Raw genomic sequence first — 14157 nt, forward strand, 5'->3', positions numbered from 1 at the left:
CAGCGACTGGTTAACCCCCGGTTAACCATGCCCGTTAGGAAACCAGCAAAGATTGGCGGCAACGAAAAAGGCCACCCGAAGGTGGCCTTTTGTATCATCTGGTCTGGTCGATCACTTGTAGACGATCGGCTCCGGCTCGTAGGGCACTTCGCAGACACTGCCGAACGAGTAGCGCAGACCGGCGCGTGCCTCATGGATGTAGAAGCCCTTGTCGAAGCCCGGGCCGCCACCATTGGCGTAGCCGAACATGTCGCCATCGTCGACCTGGCGGAAGCGGTAGCCAACGTCGGCCTTGAGGTTGCAGGTGAGGTCAATGGCCGTACCGGCCATCAGCGCATAGGTGAAGCGCCACTTGCTCTCGCCGTCATGACCCGTCGTCGGGTCGCATTGGCTGGGATCGGCGATGCTGCAGCTGGTGTTGCGCAGTTTGTCCCACTTGACGTGGGTGGCACCGATACCGGCACCGACGTAAGGCGTGAAGGCGCCGTAGGTGCCGATGTCAACATAGGCGTTCGCCATCAGGCTCCAGGCGGAAACCGAAGTTATGTCACGCGATCGGCAAGGACCGGCCACGCTGCCGCAGCCACCCAGGGTCGAACCGGCAAAGTCGGCATTGCCCCAGTAGTCGGCCGTGATGTCGGCGCGCAGATAGTTGTTGAACTGGTAACCGACACCGACGCCGGCGACCCAGGAATCATCGATATCGGCCGTTTCGAAATTGGTGATGGAGCCGCCGGGGCCCCCTTGGTAGTAGTTCGCACCACGCAGGTTGTTCCAGGCGTAGCCGACGTCACCGCGCAGGTACCAGCCGCTGGTCTGGATGACCTCGACCGGCTGTTCCGGCACCGGCTCCATTGGCGGTTGATAGACATCTGCAGCGTAAGCTGCCGTGCCGCTGAGCAATATAGCAACAACGCCACTCAAAATTCTCTTCATGGCCCACTCCAATACATTTCGTTGCTTGGCTCACCATGAAACCGGTGCCCAAATCCCGTTGTTGGTTATGGATAATGAGGAGCAAAGGTTAAGTTCCGATTAACTACAATCGTTTACCGAGTTTGTTAAACATCGGATCTATTCTTGTAGTTGTCGTGCGACGTTACTGACGGCAACGGAGCATCCGTAAGACACACCTAAATAGTTTGGCAGGACAAAGCGCTAGGTTGCGCATGGCTGGAAGCAGATGCCCGGCAAGCGACGCGCCCGCACGGGGAAAAGTCTCCGACGCGGCGCATGGCTGACGCACCATCCGCACAAAAAAGAGGCCGGTGCAACGCACCGGCCCTGGAGGGAAACCAAAGGTCTGACGTTTAAGCCGCGTTGCGCACGCTGCCGATGACGTTGACCAGTTCGTCGACGATGCGCTCGACCTGGCCGCGATCGTCGCCTTCCGCCATCACGCGGATCAGCGGCTCGGTGCCGGACGGGCGGATCAATAGACGACCAGATTTCGCAAGCTCCGCCTCCGCGTCCGCAATCGCCTGGCGCACGGTCGCGTCTTCAAGCGGCTTGCCGGCGGAAACACGAACATTCTTCAAGACCTGCGGCACCGGCTCGAAGCGATGGCACACTTCGCTGACGGCCTTGCCCTGGCGTTTGATCACCGCAAGGATCTGCAGTGCGGCAACGAGACCATCGCCGGTCGTGCCGAAGTCGGACAGCACGATGTGGCCCGACTGCTCGCCGCCGACGTTCAGGCCGTCCTGGCGCATCTGCTCGACGACGTACCGGTCGCCGACCTTGGTGCGGCGCAAGTCAATGCCGCGCCCCTTCAGGTAGCGCTCGAGACCGAGATTGGACATGACGGTGGCCGCAACGGCGCCACCGCGCAGCATGCCGTCCTCGGCCCAGCTGTCGGCAATGACGGCCATCAGCTGGTCGCCATCGATGACGGTGCCGTTCTCGTCGACGATCAGCACGCGGTCGGCGTCGCCGTCGAGCGCAATGCCGATTTCGGCGCGCACTTCATGGACCTTCTTGGAAAGGGCAGCCGGATGCGTCGAGCCGCAGTCGAGGTTGATATTGAGACCGTTCGGCTCGGTGCCGATGCTGACGACCTCGGCGCCCAGTTCCCAAAGAGCGGTCGGAGCCACCTTGTAGGCCGCGCCATTGGCGCAATCGATGGCGATCCTCAGACCCTGCAGCGTGACGTCGCGTGGCAGCGTGCGCTTTGCGTGTTCCAGGTAGCGATAGATGTCGCCATCGACGCGCTTCGCCCGGCCGATGTCTTCGGATTTTGCCAGCTGTCCAGAGAGGTCCTGATCGAGCAACGCTTCGATCTTCTGTTCGATATCGTCGGAGAGTTTGTAGCCATCAGGGCCGAAAAGCTTGATGCCGTTGTCCTGGAAGGGATTGTGGGACGCCGAGATCATCACGCCGATATCGGCGCGAAGCGACCGGGTGAGCATGGCCACGCCCGGCGTCGGGATCGGCCCGAGCAGGAAGACGTCGAGACCGGCGGCGGTGAAGCCCGCCACCATCGCGTTTTCGAGCATGTAGCCGGAAAGACGCGTGTCCTTGCCGATCACCACCCGGTGACGATGGGCGCCATTGCGAAAGATCGTACCGACGGCGATGCCGACCCGCATCGCCAGGTCCGGAGTCATCGGAAACATGTTGGACTGGCCGCGAATACCGTCAGTGCCGAAATACTTGCGCTTCATAAGAGCTCCATCGTTCTGCCGGGTCAGCGCTGGCTTTGCCAGCTTCGCCTGTCTGCGGGGTGCGCGACTGGGTTTCATTGACCGGACCTCATTTCATATCGGCGGTTGCCGTACGCCTCGGATCGTCATGCCCATCTATGGCCATGCGATCGCAACACATGAGTCTTCTTTGACACAAAAGCGCAGCAAACGGCAGCGAGCCTAGCATCAGAAATCATTACATCCCGTTACCAAATGCCAGGTAGAAAATCGCCAACGAAAAACCGCCGCTCCACTCAAGGAACGGCGGCTTCAATACATGGCCGACAGGTGTCGGTTATTGCGGCTGCGGCTCGAACCCGCCTTCGGACTCTTCGCCCTTGTTGCCCGCCGAACCTTCCTTCTTGGGACCAGCCGAAGGAACGGCCGAGCCACGATGCGGCGGCGTGTCGTCGCCGAGATCGCGTGCCGGCTTCTCGCCGCGGATCAGCGCCTTGATTTCTTCGCCGGTCAGCGTTTCGTATTCGAGCAGGCCTTCGGCAAGCGCCACGAACTCGTGGTTCTTCTCCGTCAGGATCTTGCGGGCGGTCTCGTAGGCCTCATCGATCAGACGACGGATTTCGTTGTCGATCTTCTGGGCGGTCGCTTCCGACACGTTCTTCTGCTGGGCAACGGAGTGGCCGAGGAAGACTTCCTGCTGGTTCTCGCCATAAGAAACCTGGCCAAGCTGGTCGGAGAAACCCCATTGCGTCACCATCGCACGGGCAAGCTTGGTGGCCTGCTCGATATCCGAGGATGCGCCCGAAGTGATGTTCTCCTTGCCGAAAGTCAGTTCTTCGGCGACGCGCCCACCCATCATGATGGCAAGACGCGAGACCATCCACTTGTAGCTCATCGAGTAGCGGTCGCCTTCCGGCAGCTGCATGACCATGCCGAGCGCGCGACCACGCGGGATGATCGTCGCCTTGTGCAGCGGATCGGCCGAGGGAACGTTGAGCGCAAGGATCGCGTGACCGGCTTCGTGATAGGCGGTCAGCTTCTTCTCGGCCTCGGTCATCGCCGACGAACGACGCTCCGCGCCCATCATGATCTTGTCCTTGGCATCCTCGAACTCGAGCATGGTGACAAGACGCTTGTTGCGACGGGCGGCCATCAAGGCAGCCTCGTTGACGAGGTTCATGAGGTCGGCACCGGAGAAGCCGGGCGTACCACGTGCGAGCACCTTGAGGTCGACATTCGGCGCCAGCGGCACGTTGCGTACATGCACCTTGAGGATGCGTTCGCGGCCGTTGATATCCGGGTTCGGCACGACGACCTGCCGGTCGAAGCGGCCCGGACGCAGAAGAGCCGGGTCGAGAACGTCAGGACGGTTGGTCGCCGCGATCAGGATGATGCCTTCATTGGCTTCGAAGCCGTCCATCTCGACTAGCAGCTGGTTGAGCGTCTGTTCACGCTCGTCGTTGCCACCGCCGAGGCCGGCGCCACGATGGCGACCGACGGCGTCGATTTCGTCGATGAAGATGATGCAGGGTGCATTCTTCTTGGCCTGCTCGAACATGTCGCGCACACGGCTGGCGCCGACGCCGACGAACATTTCGACGAAGTCCGAACCGGAGATCGTGAAGAACGGCACGTTGGCTTCGCCGGCAACCGAGCGGGCCAGCAGCGTCTTACCGGTACCGGGAGGGCCGACGAGCAGCACGCCGCGCGGAATGCGACCGCCGAGGCGCTGGAACTTCTGCGGGTCGCGCAGGAATTCGACGATTTCTTCCAGGTCCTGCTTGGCTTCGTCGACGCCGGCGACGTCGTCAAAGGTGACGCGGCCATGCGCTTCGGTCAGAAGCTTGGCCTTGGACTTGCCAAAGCCCATGGCGCCACGCGAACCGCCCTGCATCTGGCGCATGAAGAACAGCCAGACGCCAAGGATCAGAAGCATCGGAAGCAGGGTACCGATATAGCTGAGGAACCCGGACGAACCGTCGGTTTCCGGGCGAACCGTGACCGTCACGTCCTTGGCTTCAAGGCGCTCGGTGAGCGCCGTATCGACTGAAGGCGCGTAGGTCTGGAAGGTTGCGCCGCTTTCGGAATAGCTGCCGATCACTTTCGAGCCGGTGATCACGACTTCCTTGACGCGGCTCGCATCCACGTCTTTCAGGAACTGCGAGAACGGAATCTCGCGCGAGCCGGTGCGCTCCGTCGGCTGTTGGAACATGCTGAACAGCGCGATCAGCAGAAGCGCTATGATTGCCCAAAGGGCAAGATTACGAAAATTAGGGTTCATCGAACTCCCCGGAACCTGTCACGACCCGCGCATTTCGCGAGCCGCTGTCTTGCTCCCTAACATAGGGTTCTGGTGACGTATTGCCAAGGCAAACCGCCGGCTACCGTTCCATTTCTGTCAACAGATCGTGAACCGGCGGCGGAGGATAAGGCTCTCGTCCGAACAATCCGGCGATCCGATCGGCCATGATCCGGTCGAAACCCGGCAAAAAGGTGTCGTAGAGCCCGATCCGCGGTTCGATTGTGACGGATGCGACACTTTCGCCGTTCCCAGACAGGACCTTCGGCGCCGCAAGCGATGCACGGCCAGCAACGCCCGGTGGCAGGCCTGCGGCAATAAGTCTCTGCTGTTGTGGCCCGCCCCTGCCTTCTGCCGCGACGGAGATGGGCATGCTTGCGCCGTTGTGCACATGGAAGCGGCCGTCCCATGTTCCGGTCTTACCGCCCGCAAGCGTCAAAGTCGCCAGGCCCCGCGCCTCGCGATAGAGGTAGAGTCCGCTTGCGCGCAGGTCGAACACGCATCGTCCGGCCGTCATCCTGCCGGGCGTTGCTTCTTGCAGAAACGCGGCTACCCGCTTCACCGTGTCGGCTGCGGGGATATGCGCGCGACCGCCGACGACGGCCACCAGCGCAAGCAGCGCCCGCTGCCAATCGACGTTGTCGCGATGGTTGGCGAGAGCACGCGGGATCTCCACCACCAGGCTCGCATGCACGCGCACCTGGCGGGTGAGGAAGCCGGCAGCCCTTGCCGACGACCGGGCCCTGGCTCCAGCATCCCATGCCCCCTCCTCCGGTCGCGGCGATTGCGCCAGTTCAGTCCGGACGCGGACCCGCTCGAAAGTCGGATTGGCGTTGCTCGGGTCATCGAACCAGCTCACATCGCGCGTCGCAAGAAAGGCGCGGATCGACGCCCGATCAAGACTAAGGAACGGCCGCAGCACCCAGACCCGGCGGTCGTAAAGCGTGGCGCTCGCCATGCCGGATGCACCCGGCCCCTGCGCCCTTTGCGTCCGCATCAGGATCGTTTCGCGCTGGTCGTCGCTGGTGTGGCCGGTGACGATGCAGCCGGCCTCAAACCGCTCGGCGGCATCCGCCAGCAACCGGTAACGCGCCTCGCGCGCTGCCGCCTGAATGCCGGTCGGCGGCTTCGCGCCATTCCAACGCATGATGAGGTGTGGGACGTCGATGCTTGCGCAGAACGCAGCAACACCGCGCGCTTCCTCGGCCGATTCCGGCCGCAGCGCGTGGTCGACCGTACATGCGGCCAGGGAAAATCTCTTGGGTTCGGCTGCCTCGATCGCCTCGTTCAGGGCGAGAAGCAAGCCCTTGGAATCGCTCCCGCCGGAGACGGCGACGAGGATGCGCGTTGGGCGAAGAAAGGAGGCAAGAAATCGTTTTGCCGTTTCGACAACGGCTGTCGGCGCGGGAGCCTCAGCAGCCAAAGCGGCTCTGCTCGCTCGTCACCTTCGCCTTCACCGCAGGCGAGGCCTTGGGATAGCGCTTGTTGACTTCGCCCAGCGTCGCACAGGCGGTTTCCTTGTTGTCGAGCGCGCCAAGCGACATGCCGAGCTTCAGAAGCATTTCGGGCGCCTTCGGCGATTTGCCGTGGGCCTGATGCGCATTCAGGAAGGTTTTTGCGGCGTCGCTGTACTTGCCCTGCGAATATTGGGCTTCGCCCAGCCAGAAGCTGGCATCGGCTGCCTTGTCGCCCTTCGGAAAGGCGGCCAGGTAATCGCCAAATTCCTGTTCGGCGGTGCTGTAGTCGCCCGAAAGCACATGGCCGTAGGCCGACTGGTAGAGGTCGCCTGGATTGTCGAGAGACGCGGTCTGCTGGCTACCGGGATTGCTGTTCAGGCCGCCATCGGCCGGTGCGCCGGAATCAACGCCGGGAAGCGTGGCGTTTGCGCCCGGCCGCCCATCGGTCGTCGCTGCGACCGGATTGCCGTTCTCGTCGAAGACGATCTGCCCGAGTGTCGACGGCGGGGCCGCGCCATTGCCGCCCTGGCCTGCTCCGGACGAAACGCCGGAAGACGCCATGTCGTTGCCGCCGGCGCCCGGCGCCATGGTCTGGCTATCCGTCACCCCCGGGGTGACGGACGCCTGATCGCTGGTTTTCGGCGTCTGCAGAGCGCCGCTCTTCTTGGGGGAGGCCTTGCCGCTTTCCAGATCCTGGAAGCGGAACTCGTTGTCCTCCTGGAACTTCCGGATCTGCTCCTGCATCTGCAAGAGCTGGAAGCTCATTTCCTCGATACGCCCGTTGAGCGAGCGGATCTGTTCTTCGAGCTGGCCAATCCGTGCGGTTTCGGCCGACTGCACCTTCACGACGGGCAGGTTCTGCACGCCGCTGTTGGTCTCAGCCGTTCGGGCCAGCAGCCCTGAAAGAGGCATGGCGTTCGCCGTCTGGCCGAGACCCGCAAGGGTCGCAAGACCGATCAGGCCCGCCACGACAAATTTCTTCATTTCATTTGTCCTGTTCGAATACCGGTTGTCCCACCCTTGACCAGGGGCCCGCAATACATCTCGCCGAGTCATCTGGGTGATTGCCGCACAGTTTTCCAATTGCCCTGAAAAAGCAACGGAGTTCGGCCAAAGTGTGGTAAAAAAGCAAAGGGCGGCCGAGGGCCGCCCTTTTAATTTAGCGATCTGTGATCTCCGGAACACGCAGCGCCTCCTCGGATCACATCGTGATTCCGGGCCACGCGATGCGCGCGGCCGCGGCATCATTACATGCCAGCGCCACCGAGAACGGTAACGGCGCGGCGGTTCTGCGACCAGCAGGAAATGTCGTCGCAAACGGCGACCGGCTTTTCCTTGCCGTAGGAGATCGTCTTCATGCGGTTCGACGGAACGCCCTGGCTGATCAGGTAGTCGCGGGTGGAAGCCGCACGGCGGGCGCCGAGCGCCAGGTTGTATTCGCGCGTGCCGCGTTCGTCGGCATGGCCTTCGATGGTGATCGCGTAGTTCGGGTACTTGGCGAGCCACTGGGCCTGACGAGCGAGCGTCTGCTGCGCGTCGGCGCGGATCGAGGTGGAGTCGGTGTCAAAGAAGATGCGGTCGCCGACATTGACGGTGAAGTCCTGCTGCGAGCCCGGCGTTGCCGAACCGGCGCCACCGAGACCGAGTTCGCCAGCACTGCCCGGCAGGTTCTTCTTCGATGCACAGCCAGCCAGGGCAAGCGTCATGACCAGGGCGATCATGACCGGGTTGCGAGCGATGGTCTGCATGCGGCCTGCGGCCGGGGTGTCAATTCGGCTCATACGCCGGTCTCCTTGAGAAGTGTCTGAATTCACGGTTGCCAGACTGTAACCGGAAGCGGTTAATCGCTATTCAACAGTTATGGTTAACAAATCGATAATTTCGGCTCGGGCCCTGCTAGACCAGCACTTTGCGGCGAGAAAGCGGCATCATTGCCACATTTTCCCGCCGCAAATCGGATCAGCCTGCAGCGGGATCAGGAAATAAGGACGCGGCTTTCCGCGGGCCTCCCGCCCTCGAGTGGACGAGAGGCGATCACGTCAACGGCTTTGGATCGGGCGACCCAAAGCCGTCGTGAACTACTCGAGCAGCGGCGACCAGGCCGGGTCGGATGCGAAGCCCTGCGTCTGGATCAGTTGCTCGTTGTAACCCGACAGATCGATCGAGTAGAGCTGCGGTCCGCCCGAACCAGCGCCCTGGCGGAAGAACATCAGGACGCGGCCGTTCGGCGCCCAGGTCGGGCCTTCGTTGTGGAAGCCGGTGGTCAGGATACGTTCGCCCGAACCGTCGGTCTTCATCACGCCGATCGAGAACTTGCCGCCCGACTGCTTGGTGAAGGCGATGAGGTCGCCACGCGGAGACCAGACCGGCGTCGAATAGGAGCCGTCGCCGAAGGAGATGCGGCGCTGGCCGGAGCCGTCGGCACCCATGACGTAGATCTGCTGGCGGCCGCCGCGGTCACTTTCAAAGGCGATCTGACTGCCATCCGGCGAATAGGACGGCGCGGTGTCGATCGCCGCGGTGTTGGTGAGGCGCGTCGTGGTGCGCGAGCGCAGGTCCATGGTGTAGATATTGGCGTTGCCGTCCTGCTGCAGGCTCATGATGACCCGCTGGCCATCCGGCGAGAAGCGCGGCGAGAAGGTCATGCCGGGGAAGTTGCCGACCACCTCGCGCTGTCCGGTCTCCAGCTGCAGCAGGTAGACGCGCGGCTGCTGGTTTTCGAACGACATGTAGGTGACTTCCTGGCGGTTCGGCGAGAAGCGCGGCGTCAGAACGATGTCGTTGGAATTGGTGAGAGCACGGGCGTTGAAGCCGTCCTGGTCCATGATCGCGAGCTGACGCTTGCGTGCCGTCTTCGGGCCGCTTTCGGCGACATAGACGATGCGCGTATCGAAATAGCCCTTTTCACCGGTGACGCTCTGATAGATCGCGTCGGCGATGATGTGGGCCACGCGGCGCCAGTTTTCCGGCTGGGTGAAGAACTGCTGGCCGGTCATCTGCTTGTTACCGAACGTATCCCACAGGCGGAACTCGGCCTTCAGCCTGCCGTCGCCTTCCTGCGTCACGCGACCGGTGACAAGCGCCTGGGCGTTGATGACCTTCCAGTCCTCGAAACGCGGCGTCGCATCCGGATTGCTGATCTTCTCGATGAAGGCGCCCTTGTTGATCGGCGCGAACAGACCCGAACGCTTCAGGTCGGCTGCGACCACGTCGGAGATCTTCTGGCCGAGTTCGCCCTGGAGGAAGTCGGTAACAGCAATCGGCAACGGTTCGACGTTGCCCTTGTTGATGTTGATTTCGACTTCAGCGTTCGCCGGCGTCACCGCCGCCACGACGGCGACTAACATGCCCGCGGCCACCATCATGGCGCGGATAAGAGAGACCTTGATCATAGAGACAAGCCTTTCAGCTTCGTACGAAGGGTTTGCAGGGGTGGTTTGCTATCCGGCATGGGTTCCAATCCCGGCAGCTCTAGAGTGCGAATTCCGAGGGGTCGAAGTTCAGCACGAGGGTATTCCATCCTTTTTCGCCCTCATATTTTTCAGGCGGCAGGTTCTGTAGCGGGGCCGAACGGCGGATCGCGCGCAAGGTGCTGCTTTCAACGGCGCGGCGCGTACCTTCCGGACCGCCGGTTGCGGTAACCTCGGGCGTGCCGATGATATTGCCGGCCTGGTCGAGCTGCACGCGGACCGTGACGCGGACTTCCTCGACGCCGGTCAGGCCGGGGGTCAGCGACCAGTTGCCCTGGATCTGCCCCTTCACGCCGTCGATTTCGTTGGCGCTCAAGCCCACGCCGATCGTCTTCTTGCCGCCAAGGGCCGCCTCTTGCGTCGAGCGCTTGGCGCCACCGGCGGACGGATCCTGCCGATTGAGCAAAGCGGCGATCTCGTCGGCGTTGAACTTGCTTTCCTCGGTGGAGGCGGCCTTCTTCTGTTCCTTCGGCGTTGCCTCGTTCTTGCGGTCAGGCGTCTTGGCGCTCTGGGCCGGCTTTTCGACCTTCGGCTTTGCAGCCGGCGTCGGCACCTTCTCAGGCAAGGCTTCGGCTTCCGGGTTCTCGGCCGGCTTTTCTTCGGCGGGTGCCGGGTCGGGTTTCGTCTCCGGCTTCACTTCCTGCTTCGGTTCCGGCAGAGCGGCAACTTCTGTCGCAGGTTCGGAGGCGGGCTTGGATTCCTCTACCTTCTTGATCTCCTGCTCGACCGGATCGGGCGTCGGCTCGGGCTTGTCGTTCTTTTCAGGCGACGCCGTGGCTTCGCTCTTCGACGGCTTGGCGTTCGGCGTCGGCGGGGTCTTCAGGTCGGTATCGTTGTCGCCGACATTTTCGGCCGGCTGGTTCGTCTCCGGACGCTTGGTCGGAACCGGCGACGAATGCTCCTTCTTCGGTGCCTTCTTGTCGCCCTGCTGAACCTGCGTCATCTCCGAATAGGGAACGATGTCGACAGGCAAAGCCTCGACGTCGGCGACCTGGAAGTCAGCCGGGCTGCCAAGCGACACCAGCGCCCAGGTCAAGACCATGGCGTGGAGGACAGCAGATGTAGCGAGACTGCCCTTCATCGTGGACGATCACTTTTCCTGTTCTTGCAGCGTGACGAGGCCGAGGTTCTTGAACCCGGCGGCAGAGATGCGGGCCATGACCTTCATGACCGTGCCGTAGTCGGCATTGGTGTCGCCGCGCACATAGATGCGCTCGTTGTAGCCGGTGGTGGCAATCGCCTCGAGCTTCGGCACGACTTCATCGATGGCGATCGCGGTTTCCTGCAGGTAGATCTCGCCGGCCGGGTTGACCGAGACGGTGATCGGCTGCGTATCGGAATTCAGCGCCTTTGCCTGCGTTTCCGGCAGATCAATCGGCACGCCGACCGTCATCATCGGTGCGGCCACCATGAAGATGATCAGGAGCACGAGCATGACGTCGACGAACGGCGTCACGTTGATTTCGCTCATCATGGCTTTCTTGCCGCCGCGGCGACGACGTCCGCCACCCGAACCTTTGGCTCCGCCAACCGACATACCCATCAGCGTGGTCTCCGTACTCTCTGGCGATTACTGCGCGGCCTGGCGCGGGTTCTGGAGCTTCTCGTCGATCTGCCGCGACAGGATGGCGGAGAACTCGTCGGCGAAAGCTTCCATGCGTGCCGACAGCTTGCCGGCGTCGGCCGAGAACTTGTTGTAGGCGATAACCGCGGGGATAGCGGCGAGAAGGCCGATCGCGGTCGCAAGCAGCGCTTCGGCAATACCGGGCGCCACGACCGCAAGGTTGGTCGACTTCGAACCGGCGATCGCCTGGAACGAGGTCATGATACCGACGACCGTACCGAAGAGACCGATGAACGGCGCTGCCGAACCGATGGTCGCGAGCGAGCCGAGGCGGGCCTCCAGCGATTCCGATTCCCGGGCGAGCGTCACGTCCATGGCGCGGTCGATACGCATCTGCAGGCCGATCGGCGAACGGGCACCGCGCTCGAAGCTCTTCTTCCATTCGCGCATGGCGGACACGAAGATCGCACCCATGCCGGCCGTCTGGCGGTCGGCAAGCGTGCGGTAGAGTTCTTCCAGCGACTGGCCGGACCAGAACACCTGCTCGAAGCTGTCGAGCTGGCGACGGACGCGACCGTAGTTGAGCGTCTTGTCGACGACGATCGCCCAGGTCCAGACGGAGGCTGCAACCAGCCCCAGCATGACCAGCTTCACGACGAAGCCCGCTTGCATGAATAGCGACCAAAGGCTCACATCGTGTGTTGCCGCGGCCAATCCAACCTGTTCCATCGTCTTCAGTCCCCGAATCCAAACACCCGGCAAGAGCGGTTCATGCTCGTGACCGGGTAGCCCAAACGTCCTGTTTGCAAGAGTGCCCGGCACCGCCGCAGATCGCACCATCGCGACCTTAATTAGCTTTAGGTTGCCTTCTCTCCGTCAATTTTGGTCAAAGGATGACGTGCACTGCACAAATCCTGATGCGATGATTAAGACACCATTATGGTTAAGAGACCGTTACCGTTGTGTGTCTTTACAGCGTCACCTTCGGGGCGGAACTTACCCGCTACCGCCACGTTTCTTGACCACGACCCGATCCTCGACCGGACGTTGCGACAAGTTGCCATTCTCGCGATATCCTGACCTTGATGACATCGGGCCTGTCGATCTCCAGACAGGCCACAGGCCGTGGACCATCCAATCGCGCTGCGGGTGATGAGAATGACCGAAACGGAAGACACCGCCACCAAACGGAACAAGGGCAAGCCGGCCCCCGGGACATCGAAGGGTGCCGGGGCGACACCCGCGAAGTCCCGTCCGGCCGCCCCTGAAGAGACGGTTGCCGGCATAACGATCACGCACCCCGAACGGCTGCTGTTTGACAGCGGCATCAGCAAACTGGATCTTGCCCGCTATTACGCGGTGGTCGCCGATCGCATGCTGCCCTGCGCCGCCAGACACCTGCTGTCGCTCGTGCGCGCCCCGCAGGGGCTGAAGGGACCGCGCTTCTACCAGAAGCATGCCGGGGATGGTTTTCCCGAAGAGATCAAGGAAATGGCGATCACCGAAAGTTCCGGCGAAACCGAAAACTACATGTACGTGCAAGATGCCGCCGGCCTGGTCGCTGCGGTGCAGATGGGATCGCTCGAATTCCACATCTGGGGTTCGCGGGTCGATGCGCTTGAAACACCGGACCGGCTGGTCTTCGACCTCGACCCGGACGAGGGCCTTGATTTCAGCATGGTCAAGACCGCAGCGACGGCGCTTCGCGATGCGCTCTCCGCCATCGGATTGGCGTCGATGCCGATGGTTACCGGCGGCAAGGGCGTGCACGTGATCGTGCCCCTGGCAGAGCACGCCACCTGGGCGCAGGCCAAGGCCTTTGCCAAGACCTTTGCGCAAGGCTTTGCCGATCGCGAACCGGACAAGTTCATCGCCACCATGTCGAAGGAAAAACGGAAAGGGCGGATCTTCATCGACTGGCTGCGGAACGAACGCGGATCGACGGCGATCACCCCCTACTCGACCCGTGCGCGAGCCGGTTGCCCGGTCGCCACGCCCGTCAGTTGGGAGGAGCTTGCCGGTCTTGACGCCGCCAACAGCTTCCGCATCGCCGACAGTCTCGAACGGATCGAACGCGGCACGGATCCCTGGCGGGACTTCGCGAAGGCGAAGCAATCCTTGACCGACGAGATGCTGAAGCAGCTCGGCATGGAAGCGGCGGACTAGGCCCGCGCGCGTGCCGGGCGTGCCGGCCTAGCCGGCGCTCTCCTTGGCATGCTGGAACTTGTAGGCCAGCGCCTCCGGCAGCCGCCGTGGGCGGCCCTGAGCATTGATCACGGCGATGATCACCTTGGCAGCGATCAGCAACTGTTCGCCGCGGCGGATTTCCTGCTGCAGCACCATCTTGGCGCCGCCGGCCTTCTCCGTGACGGTCGTGATCGTCAGGATGTCGTCCATGCGCGCCGGCGCCTTGAAGTCGATCTCCATGCGATGGACGACGAAGACGAGGCCCTCGCTGTCGCCCTCGATCGCCAGCGTCGCCTGTTCGACGCCGAGCAACCGCAGGAAATCGGTGCGGGCGCGCTCCATGAAGTGCAGGTAGCGGGCATGGTAGACGACGCCGGAAAAGTCGGTGTCTTCGTAATAGACGCGCTGGATCAGCTGATGGCCGTTTTCGGTCAGTTCGCCTGCGAGCGAAATCAGGGACATACTTTTCTCCGAAAGAATTTCCCGTTTCCTGTGCAGGAACAAAAAGCCGTTTGCAAGCATTGCAGCCTTGTCACAA

Annotated in this window: 11 protein-coding genes and 1 pseudogene; 1 reads left to right on the top strand and 11 read right to left on the bottom strand. The window is 62.4% G+C overall.

Annotated elements, in window-relative coordinates; genetic code table 11:
- Positions 1 to 111 precede the first annotated feature (111 nt).
- The 10 genes from OKW20_RS25840 to tolQ form a co-directional block, all read right to left on the bottom strand.
- Positions 112 to 936, bottom strand: a complete 825-nt coding sequence (locus OKW20_RS25840; protein ID WP_429114661.1) for an outer membrane protein — start codon at positions 934 to 936, stop codon at positions 112 to 114.
- Positions 937 to 1310: 374 nt separating this feature from the next.
- The gene (gene glmM, locus OKW20_RS25845) at positions 1311 to 2663 is read right to left on the bottom strand and encodes a phosphoglucosamine mutase (RefSeq protein WP_429176763.1); all 1353 of its coding nucleotides are present in this window, start codon (positions 2661 to 2663) and stop codon (positions 1311 to 1313) included.
- A 316-nt stretch (positions 2664 to 2979) separates the two neighbouring features.
- Positions 2980 to 4923 carry an ATP-dependent zinc metalloprotease FtsH gene (gene ftsH / locus OKW20_RS25850; protein WP_429114663.1) on the bottom strand — a complete coding sequence of 648 codons (1944 nt, stop codon included), beginning with the start codon at positions 4921 to 4923 and terminating at the stop codon, positions 2980 to 2982.
- 100 nt (positions 4924 to 5023) lie between these two features.
- The gene (tilS, locus tag OKW20_RS25855) at positions 5024 to 6364 is read right to left on the bottom strand and encodes a tRNA lysidine(34) synthetase TilS (protein ID WP_429176767.1); all 1341 of its coding nucleotides are present in this window, start codon (positions 6362 to 6364) and stop codon (positions 5024 to 5026) included.
- The gene (ybgF, locus tag OKW20_RS25860; RefSeq protein WP_429176770.1) at positions 6354 to 7382 is read right to left on the bottom strand and encodes a tol-pal system protein YbgF; all 1029 of its coding nucleotides are present in this window, start codon (positions 7380 to 7382) and stop codon (positions 6354 to 6356) included. The genes tilS and ybgF overlap by 11 nt, the downstream gene beginning before the upstream one ends.
- A gap of 263 nt (positions 7383 to 7645) precedes the next feature.
- Positions 7646 to 8179, bottom strand: a complete 534-nt coding sequence (pal, locus tag OKW20_RS25865; RefSeq protein WP_034806256.1) for a peptidoglycan-associated lipoprotein Pal — start codon at positions 8177 to 8179, stop codon at positions 7646 to 7648.
- A gap of 297 nt (positions 8180 to 8476) precedes the next feature.
- Complete coding sequence (gene tolB, locus OKW20_RS25870) at positions 8477 to 9763, bottom strand: Tol-Pal system beta propeller repeat protein TolB (RefSeq protein ID WP_245281720.1); 1287 nt, start codon at positions 9761 to 9763, stop codon at positions 8477 to 8479.
- Between the two features lie 106 nt (positions 9764 to 9869).
- Positions 9870 to 10949: a hypothetical protein gene (locus OKW20_RS25875; protein WP_429176773.1), complete on the bottom strand. Its 1080-nt coding sequence runs from the start codon at positions 10947 to 10949 to the stop codon at positions 9870 to 9872.
- Positions 10950 to 10958: 9 nt separating this feature from the next.
- Positions 10959 to 11411, bottom strand: a complete 453-nt coding sequence (gene tolR, locus OKW20_RS25880) for a protein TolR (protein ID WP_034806246.1) — start codon at positions 11409 to 11411, stop codon at positions 10959 to 10961.
- A gap of 27 nt (positions 11412 to 11438) precedes the next feature.
- Complete coding sequence (tolQ, locus tag OKW20_RS25885) at positions 11439 to 12161, bottom strand: protein TolQ (protein ID WP_034806243.1); 723 nt, start codon at positions 12159 to 12161, stop codon at positions 11439 to 11441.
- A 435-nt stretch (positions 12162 to 12596) separates the two neighbouring features.
- Between tolQ and ligD the strand changes: the two are divergent.
- Positions 12597 to 13598, top strand: a pseudogene (ligD, locus tag OKW20_RS25890) (non-homologous end-joining DNA ligase); the annotation flags it as partial.
- A gap of 27 nt (positions 13599 to 13625) precedes the next feature.
- Here the strand turns inward: ligD and ybgC are convergent.
- Positions 13626 to 14081 carry a tol-pal system-associated acyl-CoA thioesterase gene (ybgC, locus tag OKW20_RS25895; protein ID WP_043624113.1) on the bottom strand — a complete coding sequence of 152 codons (456 nt, stop codon included), beginning with the start codon at positions 14079 to 14081 and terminating at the stop codon, positions 13626 to 13628.
- Positions 14082 to 14157 lie beyond the last annotated feature (76 nt).

Origin of the sequence: Ensifer sp. LBL (genome assembly GCF_050435225.1) — a bacterium.
Classification (GTDB): domain Bacteria; phylum Pseudomonadota; class Alphaproteobacteria; order Rhizobiales; family Rhizobiaceae; genus Ensifer.

Bases quoted from the DNA above. Each gene is read 5' to 3' on its own strand.
- pal (WP_034806256.1), bottom strand. From the start codon at position 8,179: ATGAGCCGAATTGACACCCCGGCCGCAGGCCGCATGCAGACCATCGCT.
- ftsH (WP_429114663.1), bottom strand. From the start codon at position 4,923: ATGAACCCTAATTTTCGTAATCTTGCCCTTTGGGCAATCATAGCGCTT.
- tolQ (WP_034806243.1), bottom strand. From the start codon at position 12,161: ATGGAACAGGTTGGATTGGCCGCGGCAACACACGATGTGAGCCTTTGG.
- ybgC (WP_043624113.1), bottom strand. From the start codon at position 14,081: ATGTCCCTGATTTCGCTCGCAGGCGAACTGACCGAAAACGGCCATCAG.
- tolR (WP_034806246.1), bottom strand. From the start codon at position 11,411: ATGGGTATGTCGGTTGGCGGAGCCAAAGGTTCGGGTGGCGGACGTCGT.
- OKW20_RS25875 (WP_429176773.1), bottom strand. From the start codon at position 10,949: ATGAAGGGCAGTCTCGCTACATCTGCTGTCCTCCACGCCATGGTCTTG.
- ybgF (WP_429176770.1), bottom strand. From the start codon at position 7,382: ATGAAGAAATTTGTCGTGGCGGGCCTGATCGGTCTTGCGACCCTTGCG.
- OKW20_RS25840 (WP_429114661.1), bottom strand. From the start codon at position 936: ATGAAGAGAATTTTGAGTGGCGTTGTTGCTATATTGCTCAGCGGCACG.
- glmM (WP_429176763.1), bottom strand. From the start codon at position 2,663: ATGAAGCGCAAGTATTTCGGCACTGACGGTATTCGCGGCCAGTCCAAC.
- tolB (WP_245281720.1), bottom strand. From the start codon at position 9,763: ATGATGGTGGCCGCGGGCATGTTAGTCGCCGTCGTGGCGGCGGTGACG.